This window comes from Variovorax sp. GW821-FHT09D04, from assembly GCF_059416405.1.
This window is the reverse complement of sequence record NZ_JBWKPA010000008.1, coordinates 64,428-85,326: the sequence shown is the minus strand read 5'-3', so window position 1 is coordinate 85,326 and position 20,899 is coordinate 64,428. Positions and strand designations below refer to the sequence as shown.

Annotated in this window: 16 protein-coding genes; 9 read left to right on the top strand and 7 right to left on the bottom strand. The window is 69.2% G+C overall.

The window, feature by feature from the left end; translation table 11 throughout:
• The first annotated feature begins 3 nt into the window (after nt 1-3).
• Both AC07O4_RS22955 and AC07O4_RS22950 read left to right on the top strand, forming a co-directional pair.
• On the top strand, nt 4-1,740 hold the full coding sequence (locus AC07O4_RS22955) for an IlvD/Edd family dehydratase (RefSeq protein WP_492697966.1): 1,737 nt from the start codon (nt 4-6) through the stop codon (nt 1,738-1,740).
• Nucleotides 1,741-1,749: 9 nt separating this feature from the next.
• Nucleotides 1,750-2,667, top strand: coding sequence for a dihydrodipicolinate synthase family protein (locus AC07O4_RS22950; RefSeq protein ID WP_369644697.1), 918 nt, complete (start codon nt 1,750-1,752; stop codon nt 2,665-2,667).
• A 49-nt stretch (nt 2,668-2,716) separates the two neighbouring features.
• On the opposite strand, the gene AC07O4_RS22945 is transcribed toward AC07O4_RS22950, so the two are convergent.
• The 5 genes from AC07O4_RS22945 to AC07O4_RS22925 form a co-directional block, all read right to left on the bottom strand.
• Nucleotides 2,717-2,986, bottom strand: coding sequence for a hypothetical protein (locus AC07O4_RS22945; protein ID WP_062480564.1), 270 nt, complete (start codon nt 2,984-2,986; stop codon nt 2,717-2,719).
• Between the two features lie 148 nt (nt 2,987-3,134).
• Nucleotides 3,135-3,626 carry a hypothetical protein gene (locus AC07O4_RS22940; protein ID WP_095747442.1) on the bottom strand — a complete coding sequence of 164 codons (492 nt, stop codon included), beginning with the start codon at nt 3,624-3,626 and terminating at the stop codon, nt 3,135-3,137.
• A gap of 47 nt (nt 3,627-3,673) precedes the next feature.
• On the bottom strand, nt 3,674-4,090 hold the full coding sequence (locus AC07O4_RS22935; RefSeq protein WP_495305761.1) for a hypothetical protein: 417 nt from the start codon (nt 4,088-4,090) through the stop codon (nt 3,674-3,676).
• Between the two features lie 207 nt (nt 4,091-4,297).
• Entirely contained in the window at nt 4,298-6,865 is a 2,568-nt protein-coding gene (cphA, locus tag AC07O4_RS22930) for a cyanophycin synthetase (RefSeq protein WP_159273939.1), read from the bottom strand.
• 87 nt (nt 6,866-6,952) lie between these two features.
• Nucleotides 6,953-9,196 carry a cyanophycin synthetase gene (locus tag AC07O4_RS22925; RefSeq protein WP_235944232.1) on the bottom strand — a complete coding sequence of 748 codons (2,244 nt, stop codon included), beginning with the start codon at nt 9,194-9,196 and terminating at the stop codon, nt 6,953-6,955.
• 139 nt (nt 9,197-9,335) lie between these two features.
• Here AC07O4_RS22925 and AC07O4_RS22920 point away from each other — a divergent pair, with 139 nt between their 5' ends.
• From AC07O4_RS22920 to queC, 3 genes are all read left to right on the top strand, one after another.
• Nucleotides 9,336-11,624 (top strand): cyanophycin metabolism-associated ABC transporter, encoded by a 2,289-nt coding sequence (locus AC07O4_RS22920; protein WP_495305760.1) that lies wholly within the window; start codon nt 9,336-9,338, stop codon nt 11,622-11,624.
• A complete protein-coding gene (locus AC07O4_RS22915) occupies nt 11,624-12,106 on the top strand; it encodes a cyanophycin metabolism-associated DUF1854 family protein (RefSeq protein WP_062481311.1) in 483 nt (160 codons plus the stop codon). The genes AC07O4_RS22920 and AC07O4_RS22915 overlap by 1 nt, the downstream gene beginning before the upstream one ends.
• Before the next feature lie 86 nt (nt 12,107-12,192).
• Nucleotides 12,193-12,903: a 7-cyano-7-deazaguanine synthase QueC gene (gene queC / locus AC07O4_RS22910; RefSeq protein WP_492742338.1), complete on the top strand. Its 711-nt coding sequence runs from the start codon at nt 12,193-12,195 to the stop codon at nt 12,901-12,903.
• Here queC and AC07O4_RS22905 read toward each other — a convergent pair.
• Nucleotides 12,879-14,696 carry an ABC transporter ATP-binding protein/permease gene (locus AC07O4_RS22905; protein ID WP_495305759.1) on the bottom strand — a complete coding sequence of 606 codons (1,818 nt, stop codon included), beginning with the start codon at nt 14,694-14,696 and terminating at the stop codon, nt 12,879-12,881. The two genes, queC and AC07O4_RS22905, sit on opposite strands and share 25 nt — an antisense overlap.
• 113 nt (nt 14,697-14,809) lie before the next feature.
• Nucleotides 14,810-15,370: a phosphonate degradation HD-domain oxygenase gene (locus AC07O4_RS22900; protein WP_495305758.1), complete on the bottom strand. Its 561-nt coding sequence runs from the start codon at nt 15,368-15,370 to the stop codon at nt 14,810-14,812.
• Nucleotides 15,371-15,577: 207 nt separating this feature from the next.
• On the opposite strand from AC07O4_RS22900, the gene AC07O4_RS22895 reads away from it, so the two are divergent.
• The 4 genes from AC07O4_RS22895 to AC07O4_RS22880 all read left to right on the top strand — a co-directional run bounded on the left by AC07O4_RS22895 (nt 15,578) and on the right by AC07O4_RS22880 (nt 20,875).
• On the top strand, nt 15,578-16,612 hold the full coding sequence (locus AC07O4_RS22895; protein ID WP_095948258.1) for a putative 2-aminoethylphosphonate ABC transporter substrate-binding protein: 1,035 nt from the start codon (nt 15,578-15,580) through the stop codon (nt 16,610-16,612).
• A gap of 22 nt (nt 16,613-16,634) precedes the next feature.
• Complete coding sequence (locus AC07O4_RS22890; RefSeq protein WP_070060031.1) at nt 16,635-17,708, top strand: ABC transporter ATP-binding protein; 1,074 nt, start codon at nt 16,635-16,637, stop codon at nt 17,706-17,708.
• A gap of 324 nt (nt 17,709-18,032) precedes the next feature.
• Nucleotides 18,033-19,742: a putative 2-aminoethylphosphonate ABC transporter permease subunit gene (locus tag AC07O4_RS22885; protein ID WP_495305757.1), complete on the top strand. Its 1,710-nt coding sequence runs from the start codon at nt 18,033-18,035 to the stop codon at nt 19,740-19,742.
• A complete protein-coding gene (locus AC07O4_RS22880) occupies nt 19,742-20,875 on the top strand; it encodes a TIGR03364 family FAD-dependent oxidoreductase (RefSeq protein WP_495305756.1) in 1,134 nt (377 codons plus the stop codon). Before AC07O4_RS22885 ends, AC07O4_RS22880 begins: the two co-directional genes overlap by 1 nt.
• The last annotated feature ends 24 nt before the right edge of the window (nt 20,876-20,899 follow it).

The window sequence follows — 20,899 nt, the reverse complement described above, 5'->3', positions numbered from 1 at the left end:
CCCATGACAAAGAAACTGCGCTCGACCGAATGGTTCGGCTCCGCCGACAAGAACGGCTTCATGTACCGCAGCTGGATGAAGAACCAGGGCATCCCCGACCACGAGTTCGACGGCCGCCCGATCGTCGGCATCTGCAACACCTGGTCGGAACTCACGCCGTGCAACGCGCACTTCCGCAAGATCGCCGAGCACGTCAAGCGCGGCATCTCGGAGGCGGGCGGCTTCCCGGTCGAGTTCCCGGTGTTCTCGAACGGCGAATCGAACCTGCGGCCCACCGCGATGCTCACGCGCAACCTCGCGAGCATGGACGTGGAAGAAGCGATCCGCGGCAACCCGGTCGATGCGGTGGTGCTGCTCACGGGCTGCGACAAGACCACGCCCGCGCTGCTGATGGGCGCGGCCAGCTGCGACATCCCGGCCATCGTGGTCACGGGTGGGCCGATGCTCAACGGCAAGCTCGACGGCAAGGACATCGGCTCGGGCACGGCCGTGTGGCAGCTGCACGAATCGCTGAAGGCGGGCGAGATCAACCTGCACCAGTTCCTCTCGGCCGAGGGCGGCATGTCGCGCTCGGCGGGCACCTGCAACACGATGGGCACGGCCTCCACCATGGCCTGCATGGCCGAGGCGCTGGGCACCTCGCTGCCACACAACGCGGCGATTCCGGCGGTCGATGCGCGGCGCTACGTGCTGGCGCAGATGTCGGGTGCGCGCGCGGTGCAGATGGCCAAGGACGGGCTCACGCTGTCGAAGATCCTCACGCGCGAGGCCTTCGAGAACGCGATCCGCGTGAACGCGGCCATCGGCGGATCGACCAACGCGGTGATCCACCTGAAGGCGATCGCGGGGCGCATCGGCGTCGAGCTCGAACTGGAAGACTGGACGCGCATCGGCAGCCACACGCCGACGATCGTCGACCTCATGCCCTCGGGGCGCTTCCTCATGGAAGAGTTCTACTACGCGGGCGGCCTGCCCGCCGTGCTGCGCCGCCTCGGCGAGCACGGACTGCTGCCGCACCCCGGCGCGCTCACCGTCAACGGCCAGTCGCTCTGGGACAACGTGCGCGAGGCGCCGAGCCTCAACGACGAGGTGATCCGCCCGCTCGACAACCCGCTGATCGCCGACGGCGGCATCCGCATCCTGCGCGGCAACCTGTCGCCGCGTGGCGCGGTGCTCAAGCCCTCGGCCGCCACGCCCGAACTGCTGAAGCACCGAGGCCGTGCCGTGGTGTTCGAGAACCTGGAGCACTACAAGGCGCGCATCGTCGATGAAGACCTCGACATCGACGCGAGCTGCGTGATGGTGCTGAAGAACTGCGGCCCCAAGGGCTACCCCGGCATGGCCGAGGTCGGCAACATGGGCCTGCCACCGAAGCTGCTGCGCCAGGGCGTGAAGGACATGGTGCGCATCTCCGACGCGCGCATGAGCGGCACGGCGTACGGCACGGTGGTGCTGCACGTCGCGCCCGAAGCGGCCGACGGCGGGCCGCTCGCGGCGGTGCGTGATGGCGACTGGATCGAGCTCGATTGCGATGCGGGGCGGTTGCACCTCGACATCAGCGACGAGGAACTCGCGTCGCGCCTCGCGTCGTTGTCCGCGTCCGATGCGCAGCCGATGAGCACGCGCGGCGGAGGCTACCAGAAGCTCTACGTCAACCACGTGCTGCAGGCCGACGAAGGCTGCGACTTCGATTTCCTCGTCGGTTGCCGCGGCGCCGCCGTTCCCCGCCATTCACACTGACCCCACACCATGACCCCCCGATACCGCGGCATCTTCCCGGTGGTGCCCACCACCTTCACCGAACAGGGCGCGCTCGACCTGGAGAGCCAGAAGCGCTGCGTCGATTTCATGATCGACGCGGGCTCCGACGGGCTGTGCATCCTCGCGAATTTCTCCGAGCAGTTCGTGCTGTCCGACGACGAGCGCGAGGTGCTCACGCGCACGATCCTCGAGCATGTGAAGGGCCGCGTGCCGGTGATCGTGACCACCACGCACTACAGCACCCAGGTCTGCGCCGAGCGCAGCCGCCGCGCGCAGGCGATGGGCGCGGCGATGCTGATGGTGATGCCGCCGTACCACGGCGCGACCTTCCGCGTGCCCGAGCCGCAGATTTACGAGTTCTACGCGCGCCTCTCGGATGCGGTGACGATTCCGATCATGATCCAGGACGCGCCCGCGAGCGGCACGGTGCTGTCGGCGCCGTTCCTCGCGCGCATGGCGAAGGAGATCGAGCAGGTCGCGTACTTCAAGATCGAGACCGCCGGCGCCGCGTCGAAGCTGCGCGAGCTGATCCGTTTGGGCGGCGATGCCATCGAAGGCCCGTGGGACGGCGAGGAGGCCATCACGCTGATGTCCGACCTCGATGCCGGCGCGACCGGTGCGATGACCGGCGGCGGCTACCCCGACGGCATCCGCCCGATCATCGAGGCGCACCGTTCCGGCGACCGCGACCAGGCCTTCGCGCTGTACCAGCGGTGGCTGCCGCTCATCAACTGCGAGAACCGCCAGGCGGGCCTGCTGGCCTGCAAGGCGCTCATGAAGGAAGGCGGCGTGATCGCCTGCGAAGCGCCGCGGCATCCGCTGCCCGCGCTGCATCCCGAGACGCGCGCGGGCCTCATCGAGACCGCGCGGCGGCTCGATCCGTTGGTGTTGCGCTGGGGGAAATGAAAGCAGGCGGGCCCGGGTACGCCAGGTACCGGGCCGCCATGGGACGGGCTCAGGAAGCGGCGCTGTTGCCCGCTTCGAGCTCGGTGACTTGCAGCGAGAGATCGAACAGCTTGGACTTGCTGGCGTAGTAGCGGTCCAGGCGCCACTCCTTCAGGATGTCCATCGCAAGCTGGAAGCTCTTGTAGTCGAGGCTGTAGAGCGTGATCAACTCGAAGCTGCGTTCGGCTTCGAGCGCCAGCACGAGTTGGGCAAGGATCTTGGCCGATTCGTTGGCCGGGTCCGTTTCAATGAATCGGCGAGCGACCTTGATGGCATTCATGGGAAAGTGTTCCTCGGTTGGCAGGGACCGGGAACTATAGCTAGCACATGCCTGTATTTTGTGACGATTTGATGACAAACGAGGGCATCGCCCGCGAACGTGTCGTCGGTGTTATCACCGAGGCGCATTCCGGGCGATGCGCACCGGGTCACTGCACCGGCACGGGGCGTGGCATGGGCATCGGCATCGGTTCCGCAGGCATCGGTGCCGGCATCGGGGCGGCCATCGGCGGCGGCAGCGTGGCGGCCGGTATGTTCACCACGCGGGTCGAGACCGATTCGCGGATCACGCCGCCACCCATCACGCTGCCATCGACATTGCTGCGGATGTTGCCCGCGCTGCCCAGCACGCGGGCTTCGCAGTCGGCACGCTCGGCCGGCGGCTGCAGGCCGCAGCGGGCCACGGCGTTGGCGCGGTAGTCGGGCGCGGAGGTGAGGCCGCCGCGTGCCGCGGCCTGGCGCGCGGCGCCGGCTTCGCGGATGCAGGCAGCACGGTCCTGCTGGTTGTGGCCGCAGACCGCAATCTCCTGCTGGTAGGTGCTGCCGCCGCCGTCGCCACGGGCGGCCGTGGCGATGGTGGTGGTGGCCAGCCCGCTGAGTGCGAGCAGGGCAAAGATCATCGAACGCGCATTGTTTGGCATGGTGTGCTCCTTGTTGGCGTATCGGGGTGAAGGCCGGCCTCGCGCGATCAGCGCGCCGGCTGCACGGGCTGCGGCGGCAGCGGGGTGACGGTTTCGCGGATCACGCCGCCGCCCATCACGCTGCCTTCGGTGGAGGTGCGCGCACCGCCGCGGATGCGCGCTTCGCAATCGGCGCGGTCGGCCACGGGTTGTTCGCGGCAGCGTGCGAGCGCGTTGGCGTCTTCGCGTTCCGCACCGGGGGCGGTCAGGCCGTGGCGACCGGCTTCCTGGCGCGCGGCGCCGGCTTCGCGCAGGCAGGCCGCGCGGTCCTGTTGCACGCCGTCACAGGTGGCGCGTTCCTTTTGCATCCGCGCGTCGCTGCCGGGCGCCTGGGCCGAGGCCAGCGGCGCACAGGCCATGAAGAAGCCGCCGAACGCCACGAGGGCGGCGGTCGACACGGTGGAACGGAGGGAATGGGTCGTCATCGGGGCTCCTGGAAAGGCGCGCCGTGCGAGCGGACATGAGGAAGACAAAAGCACGCAGGGCGCGACCGGTCCCCAGTGTGGGGCGGGCGCCCGGGCCGGGCTGTGGGACAAGCCGCACGCCGTGGAGCGGGCCGGACGCGCCCCTGCGTGTGGGACACGTCCGTCAGCGCAAGGAGGGCGGGCCTCCCGCGCTGCGGGGCGGGCGGATCAGCCCTGCGCGATGCGCTGCGCGAGGTGGGCCAACGCCTCTTCGACCTGGTCGACGAGGATGAGCGACAGGTCGCCCGGCTGCAGCCGCGCCAGCGCGGCGTCGATGGCGACGAACTCGCCGCGGATCTCGTCGATCTGGCGCGTGCGCGAGGCGCCCTGCAGGCCCTGGCGCAGCAGCGCCATGACTTCGCCGTCGGCCCGGCCGCGCTGCGCCGCGTCCTGGTACAGGATCACGTCGTCGAAGGCCTGGCCGAGGATCGCGGTCTGGTCGCGGATGTCGGAGTCGCGCCGGTCGCCCGCGCCGCTGATGACCACCGAACGCTTGTTGGCGGGCATGGTGTCCACGGCCGACACCAGCGCCTTCATGGCGTCGGTGTTGTGGCCGTAGTCGGCGATCACGGTGGCGCCGCGGTAGTCCATGACGTTGAAGCGCCCGGGCACGCCGGCCGCGTCGTTCATGAAGCTCGACAGGCCGCTGCGGATGGTGTCCCAATCCAGGCCCACGGCCCACGCGGCGGCCACCGAGGCCATCACGTTGTCGACCTGGAAGCCGATGGTGCCGCCGCGTGTGATCGGCACGTCGCGCAGCGCGATGCGTTCGCGCCACGAGCCTTCGGCGGCCACCAGCGTGTCCTGGTCGACGTACACGGTGCGCTTGCCCTGCGCGCGGTGCGTGGCCATCACCGGGTGCATGCGGTCGGCGGTGAAGAAGATCACGTTGCCGGGGCAGCCGGCCGCCATGGCGGCGACGTTCACGTCGGCCGCGTTGAGCACCGCGTAGCCGTCGGGCGCCACGTTGCGCACGATCACGCGCTTGAGCACCGCCAGGTCTTCGACCGTGGTGATGTAGTTCAGGCCCAGGTGGTCGCCGCTGCCGATGTTGGTGACCACGGCCACCTCGCAGCGGTCGAAGCCCAGGCCCTCGCGCAGCACGCCGCCGCGGGCCACTTCGAACACGGCCGCGTCGACGTCGGGGTGCATCAGCACGTTGCGCGCGCTCTTGGGGCCGCTGCAGTCGCCGCTGTCGGTCTGGCGGCCGTTGACGTACACGCCGTCGGTGTTCGTCATGCCGGTGCGCAGGCCGCTGGAGGCAATGATGTGGTTGATCAGGCGCGCGGTGGTGGTCTTGCCGTTGGTGCCGGTGACGGCCACCACGGGAATGCGGCCGTCGTCGCCGGGGGCGAACAGCGTGTCCATCACCGCCTCGCCGACCGCGCGGCCGCGGCCGAACGAGGGCGAGATGTGCATGCGCAGGCCGGGCGCGGCGTTCACTTCGACCACGCCGCCGTGCTGTTCTTCGAGCGGGCGCAGCACGTTCTCGCAGACCATGTCGACGCCGCAGATGTGCAGGCCGACCATCTGCGCCGCATCGACGGCGCGCGCGGCCACTTCGGGGTGCACGGTGTCGGTCACGTCGGTGGCGGTGCCGCCGGTCGAGAGGTTGGCGTTGTTGCGCAGCACGACGCGCTGGCCCAGCTCGGGCACGCTCTCGGGCGTGAGGCCCTGCGACTCGAGCCGGCCGATGGCGATGTCGTCCAGGCGGATCTTGGTGAGCGAGGTGGCGTGGCCCTCACCGCGGCGCGGGTCGAGGTTCACGGTGTCGACCAGCTGGCGCACGGTGGAGCTGCCGTCGCCGATCACCTGCGGCGGGTCGCGCCGCGCGGCGGCCACGAGGCGGTCGCCCACCACCAGCAGGCGGAAGTCGAAGCCGGGAAGGAACTTCTCGACCATCACCTCGCCGTACACGGCGGCCGAGTCGTAGGCCGAGGTCAGCTGCTCGCGCGTGGTGATGTTCACCGTCACGCCCTTGCCCTGGTTGCCGTCCTGCGGCTTGACCACGACCGGCAGGCCGATTTCTTCCGCGGCGGCCCAGCCGTCGTCGGCGCTGCTCACGGGGCGGCCCAGCGGCACCGGCACGCCGGCGGCGTTGAGCAGCTGCTTGGTGAGTTCCTTGTCCTGCGCGATCGATTCGGCCACGCCGCTGGTGCTGTCGATCTCGGCGGCCTGGATGCGGCGCTGCTTGGAGCCCCAGCCGAACTGCACCAGGCTGCCGCTGGTGAGGCGGCGGTACGGAATGCCGCGCGCCACGGCGGCGTCGACGATGGAGCCGGTGCTCGGGCCTAGGCGCTCTGATTCGTCGAGGTCGCGCAGCTCGGTGATGGCGGCGTCGGCGTCGAAGGCGGTGTCGGCCAGTGCGGCCTGGATCAGTTCCTCGGCCAGGGCGAGGGCGCGGCGGCCCACGTCTTCCTCGGTGTACTGCACGGTGACCTGGTAGACGCCTTCTTCGGTCGTGGGCGCGGTGTTGCCGAAGTTGACGGCGCAGCCGGCCTGGGCCTGCAGCGCCACGGCGGCGTTCTCGAGCACATGGGCCAGCGCCAGCGGCTGGCCGAGCACCATCGGGTGCAGCTCGCCGATGGTCGGGAAGCGGGCGCGCAGGCGGGCTTCGAACCCGTCGAGCTTGCCGACGGCGTTCTCGTCGCCTTCGCAGGCCACGACGGCCTCGATGGTGGTGTGGCGGCTCCAGAGATTGGGGCCGCGCAGGGCGCGGATGCGGGTGACTTTCATGGGGCTACGGCACGGGGCGCGCGGTTGCGGTGATCTTGCGGTGTGACCAGGGCGCCGGCCCCGCGGGTGGCGGGGCGGCGCATCGTGTCATGCCAGTTGTAGTTGGGGGGAGAGCGGCGAGGCCTGCGACAGCTGCAGCGAGGCCAGGGCCGCCTGCAGGTCGGCTTCGAAGGCCTCGACGCCGGCGCCGATCAGGTTGAGCGGAATGCCCATGGCCCAGGCGGCGGCCACGGCGGCCAGCAGGCTTTCGAGGCTCACGCCGACGTGGGTCGCGCGCCAGATGGTCAGGCGACCCAGGCCGGGCAGGAACGATTCACTCGTGCCGTTGGCCAGCACCACGCGGTCCTGGCGCACCAGCACGGCCTTGCCGCCTTCGGCCTGGTGCGCGGCGAGCGCGGCGGCCTGCGGGTCGGCCGCATACAGGATGACGGCGCCGTCGCACAGCGGCGCCAGGGCGGCGATGCGCGGCTCGTCGGCGTTCAGCACGGCGGTGCCTTCGCCCAGCACCACGTCGACCTGGGTGCGCAGCACCTTGACCATCTGGTCGCTCTCGGTGATGTCGTAGTCGGCCAGGGCTTCACAGCCTTCGAGGTCGGTCACGATGCCGACTTCGCAGCGGTCGTAGGCCAGGCCGTCGCGCAGGATGGTCTCGGCGCCGTTCTCGATCACCACGGCCTCGACGGCGCGGTTCACGAGCAGGCGGTGGCCGGCGTCCCAGTTGGCGCTGTCGCGTGCGTCGACGCGGCGGCGCTCCAGGAACAGGCCGTCGCGACAGGCCAGGCCGGTGTGGCGCCCGCCGAGGTTGATGAGCCAGGCCACCAGCCGCGCGAGCACGGCGGTGTCGCGCGAACCGGCCACGCCCACCACGGGGATGCGGCCGGGCGCGTCGTTCGGGAACAGGTGGTCGCAGATGGCGCGGCCCACGGGGCGCGGCGAGCCGATGGCCGGCTTCAGGTGCATCAGCAGGCCGGGGCCGGCGTTCACCTCGACGATCGCGCCGCCCTGCGGGCCCAGCGGCTTGGAAATATCTTGCGCGACCATGTCGATGCCCGCGATGTCCAGGCCGACCACGCGGGCGGCGAGCACGGCGGCGTGCGCCACCTCGGGGTGCACGAGGTCGGTGCAGTCGTAGGCCATGTTGCCGTTGCGCTGGATCGTCACCACGCGCCCGGCGGCGGGCACCGAGTTGCCGTCCAGTTCCTGGCGCTTGAGCTCCAGTTGCAGCTTGGCGTCGGTGGCCAGCACGATCACGTCGAGCGGAAATTCTTCTTCGGCGCCGCGGCGCGGGTCGCTGTTGAGCTGCTTGTCGATCAGCCCGGCCACGGTGTTCGTGCCGTCGCCGGTCACGGTGATGATCTCGCCGCGCGCGGCCGCCACCACCTCGCCGCCCACCACCAGCAGGCGGTGTTCGTGGCCGCGGATGAAGCGCTCGACCATCACGTCGCTGCCCTCGGGCTCGGCGACCGCGAAGGCGGCCATGACTTCCTCGCGCGTCGTCAGTTCGAGCGACACGCCGCGGCCATGGTTGGCGTCCGACGGCTTCACGACCACGGGCAGGCCGATGTCCTCGGCGGCTTCCCAGGCTTCCTCGGGCGACTCGACCACCTGGCCGTGCGGCACGGGCACGCCGCAGCTGGCGAGCAGCGACTTGGTCAGTTCCTTGTCGCTGGCGATCGATTCGCCGATGGCGCTGGTGTAGTCGGTTTCCGCGGTCCAGATGCGCTGCTGGTTGGCGCCGTAGCCCAGCTGCACCAGGTTGCCGCTGTTCAGGCGCATGTGCGGAATGCCGCGGTCGGTGGCGGCGGACACGATGGCCGCGGTGCTCGGGCCGAGGTAGCAGTCCTCGACCTTGGCCTTGACGGCCTCGACGGCGGTCTGCACGTCGGCGGCGGTGAACGGGTCGTTGTTGATGGCCGCCATCAGCAGGCGGTGGCCTTCGGTGAGTGCCACGCGGGCGACCTGCTCGTCACGCGCGCGGAACACCATGCGGTACACGCCATGCTCCGAGGTGCTGCGGGTCTGGCCGAAGCCGGTCGGCATGCCGGCCAGGTTCAGCAGTTCGATCACGACGTGCTCGAGCACATGGCCCGACCAGGTGCCTTCGGTGAGGCGCTGGATGAAGCCGCCGCGCTCGCCCACGCCGCAGTGGTGCTCGATGAGCGCCGGCAGCAGGGTGGTCAGCCGGTCGGTGAAACCGTCGATCTTGTTGGAGGGGAAGTCTTCCAGTTGGCCCAGGTCGAGCCAGACTTCGAGCACCGGACGGTAGGTCCAGAGGTTGGGACCGCGCAAATAGTTGATGCGCAGCAATTGGATGTCGTCGAAACGGGTCATGCAAACGTTCGATGTGCTTTGGCCGAGCACCACGGCGCCTTCAAGCGCACCCATGGCGATCGGTCAGAATCGGCGCCCGACCAAGGACGCCATGACGCGGTCCCAGCGGCCCGCGACGGGCAAGAGTCAAATAAACACAATGCAACATCACGATCCAGTCGGCGCCCAGGCGGGCGAAACGGAGGCGGTCTCAGGCGTGCTGAAAAGCCGACTCGCAGGCGCTGAAAACGTTTCGGTAACACTTGCGGTTGACCTCGACGACCAACTTCGCTTCGCCACCGGCCTCGTCGCCCTGACCGATCAGCGGCTCATCGCCCTGGAACCCGGCGGCGAGTGGCGTGAGTGGCCACTCACAGAGCAGGCCTTGGAAATGCGTCTTTCCGACCATGCCGGCGTCGGAACCCTCGACCTCATCGGCCCCGCCGGACAGCTCGCCCGCTGGCGCTACACCCTGGCCGGCCAGCCGGCGGCGCTGAAGCTGCTCAAGCTCTTCGGCCAGCGCGCCGCGCCCGCTGTCGCGAAGGCGACAGAAGAAGTGCCCGAACTTCTCGACGTCGACGGCACCGACACCGAGCTCCAGACCCCGCCCTCGACCTGGGTGCTGCTGCGCCTGGGCCGCTTCGCCGGGCCGTACCGCAAGCAGCTGATCCTCGGGTTTGTCCTGACCCTGATCTCTACCGCCGCCACGCTGGTGCCGCCGTACCTGACCATCCCGCTGATGGACGACATCCTGATCCCGTTCCAGAACGGGCAGAAGATCGATTCCGGGCGGGTCGGCCTCTACCTGGGCGGCCTGCTGATCGCGGCGCTGGTCGGCTGGGGGCTGGGCTGGGCGCGCACCTACCTGCTGGCGCTGGTGTCCGAGCGCATCGGCGCCGACCTGCGCACCACCACCTACGAGCACCTGCTGACCCTGCCGCTGGACTACTTCGGCGGCAAGCGCACCGGCGACCTCATGGCGCGCATCGGCTCGGAAACCGACCGCATCAACGTCTTTCTGTCGCTGCACGCGCTCGATTTCGCGAATGACGTGCTGATGATCGTCATGACGGCGGCCATCCTCATCTCGATCAACCCGCTGCTGGCCGTGGTCACGCTGGTGCCGCTGCCCTTCATCGCCTGGATGATCCACGTCGTGCGCGACCGCCTGCGCACCGGCTTCGAGAAGATCGACCGCGTCTGGTCCGAAGTGACCAACGTGCTGGCCGACACCATCCCCGGCATCCGCGTGGTGAAAGCTTTCGCGCAGGAGCGCCGCGAGGCCGAGCGCTTCCGCGTGGCCAACGCCTACAACCTGCAGGTCAACGACAAGCTCAACCGCACCTGGTCGCTGTTCACGCCGACCGTGTCGCTGCTGACCGAAATCGGCCTGCTCGTGGTCTGGGCCTTCGGCATCTGGCAGGTGGCGCGCGGCAGCATCACGGTGGGTGTGCTCACCGCCTTCATCGCCTATATCGGCCGTTTCTACACGCGGCTCGATTCGATGAGCCGCATCGTCTCGGTCACGCAGAAGGCCGCCGCCGGCGCCAAGCGCATCTTCGACATCCTGGACCACGTGAGCAACGTGCCCGAGCCGGCCAACCCGGTGAAGGTGGAGCGCGTGCAGGGCCGCATCGAGATGAGCGGCCTCGGTTTCCGCTACGGCTCGCGGGCCGTGATCCACGACCTCGACCTGACCATCGAGCCCGGCGAGATGATCGGCCTCGTGGGCCACAGCGGCTCGGGCAAGAGCACGCTGGTCAACCTGATCTGCCGCTTCTACGACGTGACCGACGGCGCCATCAAGGTCGACGGCACCGACATCCGCCGCTTCGCCGTGGCCGACTACCGCCGCCACGTGGGGTTGGTGCTGCAGGAGCCGTTTTTGTTCTTCGGCACCATCGCGCAGAACATCGCCTACGGCAAGCCCGACGCCACGCGCGAAGAGGTGGTGGCTGCGGCCCGCGCGGCCCACGCGCACGACTTCATCCTGCGCCTGCCGCACGGCTACGACTCGCTGGTCGGCGAGCGCGGCCAGGGCCTGTCGGGCGGCGAGCGCCAGCGCATCAGCATCGCGCGCGCACTGCTCATCGACCCGCGCATCCTGATCCTCGACGAGGCCACTTCGGCGGTGGACACCGAGACCGAAAAGGAAATCCAGAAGGCGCTCGACAACCTCGTGCAGGGCCGCACCACCATCGCCATCGCCCACCGTTTGTCCACGCTGCGCAAGGCCGACCGCCTCGTGGTCATGGACCGCGGCGAGGTGGTCGAGGTCGGGCCGCACGACGCGCTCATGGCCAAGCAGGGCGCCTACTGGCGCCTCTACCAGGCGCAGCTGCGCCAGGGCGATGAAGACGACGTGAGCGAAGGCGCCGCCGATGAGCGCGCCAACGCCCAGGCGCCGCTGGCCGTGAGCCATGCCGCCCATCCGGCAGGGGACGTGTGATGAGCAGCACCAACGACAACACCAACTTCCAGCTGGCCCGCGACACCTTCGGCCGCCTCGTGCTGACCGACGCGCAGGGCGAGCACCACGTGGGCGTGACACCCGTGCGCGCCTTTCCGCTGAGCGCGCCCAATGAGGGCGTGTCGCTCGTCGGCAGCGAAGGCCGCGAACTCGTGTGGGTCGACCGCGTCGACCAGCTGCCCGCGCCCACCCAGGCGCTGCTGACCGAAGAACTCGCCGTGCGCGACTTCGCGCCCACCTTGCTGAAGCTGCACGGCGTGTCCAGCTTCGGCGTGCCCAGCACCTGGACCGTGAGCACCGACCGCGGCGACACCAGCTTCGTGCTCAAGGCCGAGGAAGACATCCGCCGCCTCGAAGGCGGCGCGCTGCTGATCGCGAGCGCGCACGGCGTGCAGTTCCGCATCCCCGATGCGAAGGCGCTGGATCGCGCGTCGCGCAAGCTGCTGGAGCGTTTTCTCTAGAAGCAGCACAGAACAGGGCGGCCCGCAGCATCGATCGGCTGCGAAAATCGCGCATTTGCACTACAACGGCCCCGCCGTTGACGGACATGCCCCTGCACACCACCGCCCTCGTTCTCTTCTCCGGCGGCCAGGACTCGGCCACCTGCCTGGCCGAGGCCCTGTCCAAGTACCAGCGGGTCGAAACCCTGGGCTTCGACTACGGCCAGCGCCACCGCGTCGAACTCGACGTGCGCGGCACTGTGCTCGCCAAGATCCGCGAGCGCTTTCCCGAATGGGCGCCGCGCCTGGGCGAAGACCACGTGCTCACGCTGGCCGCACTGGCCCAGCTCGGCGGCTCCTCGCTCACTGAAGAAGTCGCCTTCGCCATGCAGGCCGACGGCCTGCCCAACACCTTCGTGCCGGGGCGCAACCTGCTGTTCCTCACGCTCGCGGGCGCGCTGGCCTACCGGCGCGGGCTGCAGGTGATCGTCACCGGCGTGTGCGAAACCGACTTCTCGGGCTACCCCGACTGCCGCGACGACACCATGAAGGCCATGCAGCTCGCGCTGTCGCTCGGCCTGGAGCGCCGCCTCGTGATCGAGACGCCGCTCATGTGGATCGACAAGGCCGAGACCTGGGCGCTGGCCCACCGGCTGGGCGGCCAGCCGCTGGTCGACCTGATCGTGGAAGAAACCCACACCTGCTACCTCGGCGATCGCGAGCACCGCCAGGCCTGGGGCTACGGCTGCGGCGAGTGCCCGGCCTGCGATTTGCGCAAGAAGGGCTGGGAGCGCTACGCCGCCGCCGCTGCGGGCTGAGCAACCGCAGAGGTATCGAGCCGGTAGCGCGCGCCGCCGGCTGCGCCTTCTTCCCGCGGCACCAGCGTCCACCGCTGGCCGTGGAAATCGCCCACCGCCGGCCGGTGCGCGATCGACACCATCGCGCCGCCGCCCGCGCGCACCGTGTTGGCCAGCCGCTGGTAGAGCACGGCTTCGGCCGGTGCATCGAGCGCGCTGGTCACTTCGTCGGCGAAGAGCCAGGCCGGCTTCTTCAGCAACACCCGCGCAATGGCCAGCCGCTGCTGCTCGCCGCCCGAGAGCTTCTGGCTCCAGGCGTCGCTGTCGTCGAGCCGGTTCACGAGGTCGGGCAAGAGCGCATCGACCAGCGCCTGGCGCAGCTGGTCGTCGCTGAAGCCGGCGGCTGGGTGCGGGTAGGTCAGCGCCTCGCGCAGCTTGCCGTCGGGCAGGTAGGGGCGTTGGGGCATGAAGACCGCGTCGGCCGGGGCCTGCACCTTGCCGCGCGCAAACGGCCAGATGCCCGCGAAGGCGCGGAACAGCGTCGACTTGCCGCTGCCCGAGGGGCCTTGCAGCAGCACGCTGTCGCCGGGGCGCACCGCCAGTGCGGCACCGGCCAGCAGCTGCGTGCCGTTGGGCAGCGCGAGCGTGAGGTCGCTGGTGCCCAGCGCGGCGGCGCCTTCTTCGCGCTGCAGGCCGTCTTCGCGCGCGGCGTGGGCGCGCATCGCGTCGTCGAAGCTGATCAGGCGGTCGGTAGTGGCGCGCCAGACGGCCACGCGGTCGTAGTTGGTCACGAACCAGCTCAGCGAATCCTGCACTTTTTCAAAAGCGGTCGAGATCTGGATCAGCGCGCCCAGCTGGATGGCGCCGCTGAAGAAACGCGGTGCCGACACGATGAACGGAAAGATCACCGACGCCTGCCCGAACATCGCGGTGAAGGTGACCAGGTTCTTCTGCTTCTTGATCAGTTGCAGGTAGTTGCGCAGCACCGCGCCGAAGCGCGTGTCGAGCTGGCCGCGCTCCACCGTCTCGCCGCGGTCGAGCGCGATGGCTTCGCTGTACTCGCGCACGCGCACCAGGTGGTGGCGGAAGTCGGCCTCGAAGCGCTGCTGGCGGAAGTTCAGGCCGATCAGCGGCCGGCCGATGAAGTGCGTGATGACCGTGCCGACCACGCAGTAGACCAGCGCCAGCCACACCATCGAGCCCGCGACCTGGTAGGTGCTGCCGCCCAGCGACAGGTCGAAGGTGCCCGACAGGCCCCACAGGATGCCGATGAAGCTCAGCAGCGTGACCACCGCGTTCAGGATCTCCATCGACAGCGTCATGGTCGCGTTGGTGAACATCTGCATGTCCTCCTGGATGCGCTGGTCGGGGTTGTCGGGCGTGGCGCCGTCGGCGTGCGCGTAGCGCGCCAGTTCCAGGTGATAGAAGGCGCGGTCGGCCATCCAGCGGCCGAGGTAGTGGCGGGTCATCCACGAGCGCCAGCGCAGCTGCAGCAGCTGCGTCAGGTAGAACTTCGCCACCTGGATCGCGATGTTGAAGAAGGCCAGCACGGCGAACACGCGGATCTCGCGCCAGAACACCACCGCGTCCTTGTTCTGCAGCCCGTCATAGAAGCGGCCGTACCACTGGTTGAAGAGCACCAGCGCGTACACATACGCCAGGTTCAGCGCCACGATGCCCGCGAACATGAGGCGCGCCCGCCATTTTTCTTCGTCCGAACTGAAGTAGGGCGCCGCGAGCCGCAGCACGCGGCGCAGGACCTGGACGAACGCGCCGGCACGCGCCGCGATGGTGGGGGATGGAGCAGATGACATGCGGATTTCCTCGCAGGCGCAGGGGCGCCGGACCTCGTGAGGAAACCATCGTAGACAAGTGTTTCTTAAACGGGGCTGAAAGTCGGCCCGCCGTCCCTTCGCCCCGCCGGCCCTCAGCGCAGCATCACGCGCGCCGCCGTCGCCAGGAAATGCGCCAGCGGCGGCGTGCGCAGCCCCTCGGCCTTGGCCGCTTCGTCCCACAGCCGCAGCCGCACCGCGTCGCCCGACCACGGCAGGCCCGCAAAGCGCTGCGCCGCCTCGATGTCCATCACGCCGCCCTGCAGCGCCAGGCTGCGCACCGAATCGGGCGAGAGCTTCGACACGTAGCCCGGTCGCGTTGCGCACAGGTAGCGCTTGGCGTCCACATGCAGGCGGATCGGCTCGCGCACCGCCACGTCGAAGGCGCCGCGCAGCAGCGGCAGCGCGACGTACTGGTGGCGGTCGTCAATGCCCAGTTCGGTGGGCGAGAGCGACAGCGTCTGGTGCTCGGCGATCAGCAGGTGCCCCAGGTCGTGCAGCAATGCGGCCGTCACGAGCGTGTCGCCGGCGCCGGCCTGTTCGGCCAGCCAGGCGCATTGCAACGCGTGTTCGAGCTGCGACACCGGCTCGCCCGCGTACGCCAAGCCGCCGCGTTCGGCGAACAGGCGAGCGATCTCGGCGAGGTCGAGTGTCATGGGATTGCAAAAGAACGGTGTGCGACAGCCTGTACAGGCTCGCGTCGCTCGATGACAGCCGTGTGACGAAAGTGCAAACGCCGCAGCGCGGGTACGGCCGTGTGACAAACCTTTGTCACATAGCGCTGCGAGCATCGCTGCGTTCACGGCCCTGGCCGTGTTTTCTTTTTGCGTACACCGCCTGTTCTTACCTCGAGGGAATCTCCCATGCTGCATCGTCGTCTGATGTGGGCCGCCGTGCCCGCCGCCTTGTTCTCGCTGGCTTTCGCCGCCTCGGCCCAAGGCCGCACCGAGCTGCTGGTCTACACCGCGCTCGAAGCCGACCAGGTGCAGGCCTACAAGGCCGCCTTCGAAAAGGAGAACCCGGCCATCGAGCTGAAGTTCGTGCGCGACTCCACCGGCATCGTCACCGCCAAGCTGCTGGCCGAAAAGGCCAACCCGCAGGCCGACGTGGTGTGGGGCCTGGCCGCCACTTCGCTGATGCTGCTGGACAAGGAAGGCATGCTCCAGCCCTACGCCCCCAAGGGCCTGGACGCCATCAAGCCCACCATGCGCGACACCGCCAACCCGCCCAAGTGGGTCGGCATGGACGTGTGGTCGTCGGCCATCTGCTTCAACACCGCCGAAGCCACGAAGAAGAACCTGCCCAAGCCCACCAGCTGGGCCGATCTGACCAACCCGGTCTACAAGGGCCAGATCACCATGCCCAACCCGGCCGCCTCGGGCACCGGCTACCTCATGGTGTCGGGCTGGATCCAGATGATGGGCGAAGACAAGGCCTGGAAGTACATGGACGCGCTGCACCAGAACATCGGCGTGTACAGCCTGTCGGGCAGCAAGCCCTGCCGCCAGGCCGGCGCCGGCGAGTTCGCGCTCGGCATGTCGTTCGAATACCGCGCCAACAAGACCAAGCGCGACGGCGCCCCCATCGACATCGTGCTGCCCAAGGAAGGCCTGGGCTGGGACATGGAAGCCACCGGCATCATGAAGACCAGCAAGAAGCAGGACGCCGCCAAGGCCCTGGCCGACTGGGCCGTGACCAAGCAGGCCAACGAGCTGTACGCGAAGAACTTCGCCGTGCTCGCGCTGCCGGGCATCCAGGAAAAGCTGGAGTTCGTGCCGGGCGATGTCGAGAAGCTGCTGGCGAAGAACGACTTCAACTGGGCTGCCGCCAACCGCGACCGCATCCTGACGGAATGGTCGAAGCGCTACGACGCCAAGGCCGAAAAGAAACCCATGTGATCGGGGTTTCGGGCAGCCGCACATGACCAGCTTTCTTTCTCTTCGCGGCATCGGCAAGTCCTTTGGCGCCACGCGCGTGCTCGACGGCATCGACCTGGACATCGAGCCCGGTGAGTTCGTCTGCCTGCTCGGTCCTTCAGGCTGCGGCAAGACCACACTGCTGCGCATCGTGTGCGGCATCGAGCGCGCCGACAGCGGGCAGATCCTGCTCGGCGGCCAGGACATCGCGGGCCTGCCGCCCGCGGCGCGCGGCTTCGGCGTGGTGTTCCAGTCGTATGCGCTGTTCCCCAACCTCACGGCGGCGCAGAACATCGCCTACGGCCTGCACCCCACGGGCGCCCTGGCGCGCGAGATGGCCAAGCGCTCGCGCGAGATGCTCGACCTCGTCGGCCTCACCGCGCATGCCGACAAGTACCCGGTGCAGCTCTCGGGCGGCCAGCAGCAGCGCATCGCGCTGGCGCGCGCGCTGGCGCCCAACCCGCGCCTGCTGCTGCTCGACGAACCGCTGTCCGCGCTCGACGCGCAGGTGCGCGCCACGCTGCGCAGCGAAATCCGCGCGCTGCAAAAGCGCCTGGGCATCGTCACCATCATGGTCACGCACGACCAGGAAGAAGCCCTCTCGATGGCCGACCGCGTGGTGCTGATGCACAACGGCCGCATCGAGCAGGCCGGCACGCCCGACGAGCTGTACCGCAAGCCGCGCACCCGCTTCGTCGCAGGTTTCGTGGGCCGCATGAACATGCTGCCTGCCACCGTGCTGGCTGACGGCAAGGTGCGCGTGCGCGACAGCGAACTGTTCTGCGCACCCGGCAGCCTCAGCGTCGGTTCGCAGGCCACCGTGGGCATCCGTCCCGAGCATGTGGTGGTGAAGCGCTTCGGCTCCGAACTCGGCACCAACAGCTTCGCCGCGCGCCTGCTCGACACCGAGTTCTTCGGCAACCGCACCTCGGCCCGCCTGGCCTGCGAGCCGCTGGGCATCGAGATCGAGGCCGAGCTGCCCGCCGATGCGCGCAGCGGCGGCGAAGAGCCGCTGGTGCCCAGCAGCATGGTGCACATCCAGCTTCCCTTGAACGCGCTGTCGGTTCTGGCGCAATGAAATGACATCGGGCTTGTCGGTGCCTTGTCGTTGGGAGCGCAGTCCTTCAGGGCGCGCTCCCGCCGACGGGGTACCTTGCTCCGCGAATGTCCCCCGGCCTGCGGCCTCCTCCTTGATTTCGCTGCGCAAGGCACCCCATCGACGTGAGCGTGACACACAGCGGTCGTTGATCGGCTGCACACCAGCGCTGCGTCCCGTGCGCAGGACACTGGGTGCTTCCCGCAGCGAAATCAAGGAGGAGCCGAAGGCGGGGGACATTCGCGGAGGGAAGTACCCGGTGGCCTGTGCACGCGCCCTGAACAACGAAACCAAAACAAGAACAACATGAGCAGTTCCACAGAAGCCCTAGCCCCGATCGCCATCCCGCGTTCGAATCACTTCGACCGCGAACGCTGGCTCACCGGCGCCGCCGTGCTGCTCGTCGTGCTGCTGCTCGTCGTGATCGTCGCGCTCCCCGTTGGCGCGCTCGTCGGCCAGAGCTTCTACGACCGCGCAGGCAGCTTCGTCGGCCTGACCAACTTCGCGCGCTACCTCGAGAGCCCCGCGCTCGTGCAGTCGGCCTTCAACAGCGTGCTGCTCGCGGTGATCAGCGCCGTGCTGTGCACCGCCATCGCCTACGTGTACGCCTACGGCCTCACGCTCTCGTGCATGCCCGCCAAGGGCCTGCTGCGCGCCGTGGCGCTCATGCCGCTGCTGGCGCCCTCGCTGCTGCCGGCCATCAGCCTGATCTACCTGTTCGGCAACCAGGGTCTGTTCAAGGGGCTGCTGGGCGACCTGTCGATCTACGGCCCGCTGGGCATCGTGCTCGGCTCGGTGTTCTGGACGCTGCCGCATGCGCTGCTGATCCTCACCACCGCCATGGCCACCTCGGACGGTCGCCTGTACGAAGCCGCCCAGACCCTGGGCGCCTCGCGCTGGCGCATCTTCCGCACCGTCACGCTGCCCTCGTCGCGCTATGGCCTCATCGTGGCCGCGATGGTCGTGTTCGTGCTCGTCATCACCGACTTCGGCGTGCCCAAGGTCGTGGGCGGCCAGACCGGCGTGCTCGCGACCGATATCTACAAGCAGGTGGTCGGCCAGCAGAACTTCCAGATGGGCGCGGTGGTCGGCCTCGTGCTGCTGATTCCGGCCGTGCTGTCTTTCCTCGTCGAGCGGCGCGTGCGCCGCAAGCAGGCCGCGGCGTTGTCGGCGCGCGCCACGCCGTACCAGCCCGAGCCCGTGAAATCGCGCGACCGCGCGCTGCTCGTGTTCTGCACGCTCACCGCCATCGCCATCGTCGTGATGATCGGCATGGCCGTGTTCGCCTCGCTCGCCAGCTACTGGCCCTACAAGCTCACGCCCTCGCTGAAGAACTACGACTTCAGCAACATGGACGGCGGCGGCTGGGGCAGCTACGGCAACTCGCTGCGCCTGGCGCTGTGCGCGGCCGTGGCGGGCGCGCTCGCCACCTTCGTGTCGGCCTACTTCGTGGAAAAGCCGCGCCACTTCGGCCTGCTGCGCGAGCTGCTGAACCTGCTGGCCAACCTGCCGCTCGCCGTGCCGGGGCTCGTGCTCGGCGTGGGCTACATCTTCTTCTTCAACTCGGCCGCGAACCCGCTGCACGGGCTGTACGGCGGCATGGCGATCCTCGTGATCTGCACCGTGGCGCACTTCTTCTCGGTGGCGCACCTCACCTCGCTCACCGCGCTGCGCCAGCTCGACCGCGAGTACGAGCTGGTGTCCGAGTCGATGGGCGTGCCGTTCTGGCGCACGCTGTGGCGCGTGCACCTGCCGGTGGCGCTGCCCACCGTGCTCAACGTGGCCGGCTACTTCTTCGTCAACGCGATGACCACCGTGTCGGCCGTCGTGTTCCTCTATTCACCGCAGACCACGCTGGCCGCCATCGCCGTGCTCAACATGGACGATGCCGGCGACGTGGCACCCGCCGCCGCCATGGCCTCGCTCATCATGCTCACGGCCGCCGTCGGCCGGGGTCTGTTCGCGCTGGCCGGGCACTGGGCGCTGAAGCGCACGCAAGCCTGGAGACAACGTTGATGAACCCCAGCATGTCCGTCGACAGCTTCGACGTGATCGTGGTCGGCGCCGGCATCGTCGGCCTGGCCCATGCGTACACCGCCGCGCAGCGCGGCCTGCGCGTGTGCGTGGTCGAGCGCGATGCCGCGTGCCTGGGTGCATCGATCCGCAACTTCGGCTTCATCACCGTCACCGGCCAGGCGCCGGGAGACATGTGGCGCCGCGCCATGCATTCGCGCGACGTGTGGCAGGCCATCGCGCCGCAGGCCGGCATCGACATCGTGCACCGCCACCTCTGGCTCGCGGCCTACCGGCCCGAAGCGCATGCTGTGCTCGAAGCCTTCCTGCGCACGCCGATGGCCGAGGCCTGCGCGCTCATCGACGCCGCCGACGCGCAGGAGCGCGCGCCCGGCCTCAACCTCGCGCAGGCGCGCTCGGTGCTGTTCAGCCCGCACGAGTTGCGCGTCGAATCGCGCACCGCCGTCGGCCTGCTCGCGCGCTGGCTGGCCGAGGTGCACGGCGTCGTGTTCCGCTTCGGCGAGACGGTGCACGAGGTGGAGACCCCGCGCGTGCGCACCTCGCGCGGCACCCTGCGCGGCGAGCGCGTGGTGGTCTGCACCAACACCGAGTTGCACGGCCTGTTCGCCGGCCGCATCGCCGCGCACGACCTCACGCTGTGCCGCCTGCAGATGCTGCGCGTGCAGCCCGAGGCCGGCTTTCGCCTGCCGGGCGCGGTCATGACCGACCTGAGCCTGGTGCGCTACGAGGGCTACAGCACCCTGCCCGAAGCGGCGGCGCTGCGCGCGCGGCTGATGCAGGAAGAGCGCGCTTCGCTCGACCATGGCATCCACCTCATCGTCGTGCAGAGCGCCGACGGCTCGCTGGTGGTCGGCGACTCGCACCACTACGGCGACGCGCCCGAACCCTTTGCCATCGAGGCGGTCGACCAGCTCATCCTGCGCCACCTGCGCAGCACGCTCGACCTCGAGACCGCGCAGGTCACCGAACGCTGGACCGGCGTGTACCCGTCGTCGAAGACCACACCTTGCGTGATCGACGCGCCCGACGACGCCACGCGCGTGGTGCTGGTCACCAGCGGCAGCGGCGCGAGCACCGGCTTCGGCATTGCCGCCGACGTGTTCGACGCGTGGTGAGCATCACCGCCTTCTTCATCCCTT

What these genes read in the sequence shown, in the direction of transcription:
- AC07O4_RS22895 (WP_095948258.1), top strand. Translation starts at nt 15,578, where the DNA reads ATGCTGCATCGTCGTCTGATGTGGGCCGCCGTGCCCGCCGCCTTGTTC.
- AC07O4_RS22935 (WP_495305761.1), bottom strand. Translation starts at nt 4,090, where the DNA reads ATGACGACCCATTCCCTCCGTTCCACCGTGTCGACCGCCGCCCTCGTG.
- AC07O4_RS22885 (WP_495305757.1), top strand. Translation starts at nt 18,033, where the DNA reads ATGAGCAGTTCCACAGAAGCCCTAGCCCCGATCGCCATCCCGCGTTCG.
- AC07O4_RS22955 (WP_492697966.1), top strand. Translation starts at nt 4, where the DNA reads ATGACAAAGAAACTGCGCTCGACCGAATGGTTCGGCTCCGCCGACAAG.
- AC07O4_RS22945 (WP_062480564.1), bottom strand. Translation starts at nt 2,986, where the DNA reads ATGAATGCCATCAAGGTCGCTCGCCGATTCATTGAAACGGACCCGGCC.
- AC07O4_RS22915 (WP_062481311.1), top strand. Translation starts at nt 11,624, where the DNA reads ATGAGCAGCACCAACGACAACACCAACTTCCAGCTGGCCCGCGACACC.
- AC07O4_RS22905 (WP_495305759.1), bottom strand. Translation starts at nt 14,696, where the DNA reads ATGTCATCTGCTCCATCCCCCACCATCGCGGCGCGTGCCGGCGCGTTC.
- AC07O4_RS22900 (WP_495305758.1), bottom strand. Translation starts at nt 15,370, where the DNA reads ATGACACTCGACCTCGCCGAGATCGCTCGCCTGTTCGCCGAACGCGGC.
- AC07O4_RS22880 (WP_495305756.1), top strand. Translation starts at nt 19,742, where the DNA reads ATGAACCCCAGCATGTCCGTCGACAGCTTCGACGTGATCGTGGTCGGC.
- AC07O4_RS22940 (WP_095747442.1), bottom strand. Translation starts at nt 3,626, where the DNA reads ATGCCAAACAATGCGCGTTCGATGATCTTTGCCCTGCTCGCACTCAGC.
- AC07O4_RS22925 (WP_235944232.1), bottom strand. Translation starts at nt 9,196, where the DNA reads ATGACCCGTTTCGACGACATCCAATTGCTGCGCATCAACTATTTGCGC.
- AC07O4_RS22920 (WP_495305760.1), top strand. Translation starts at nt 9,336, where the DNA reads ATGCAACATCACGATCCAGTCGGCGCCCAGGCGGGCGAAACGGAGGCG.
- queC (WP_492742338.1), top strand. Translation starts at nt 12,193, where the DNA reads ATGCCCCTGCACACCACCGCCCTCGTTCTCTTCTCCGGCGGCCAGGAC.
- cphA (WP_159273939.1), bottom strand. Translation starts at nt 6,865, where the DNA reads ATGAAAGTCACCCGCATCCGCGCCCTGCGCGGCCCCAATCTCTGGAGC.
- AC07O4_RS22950 (WP_369644697.1), top strand. Translation starts at nt 1,750, where the DNA reads ATGACCCCCCGATACCGCGGCATCTTCCCGGTGGTGCCCACCACCTTC.
- AC07O4_RS22890 (WP_070060031.1), top strand. Translation starts at nt 16,635, where the DNA reads ATGACCAGCTTTCTTTCTCTTCGCGGCATCGGCAAGTCCTTTGGCGCC.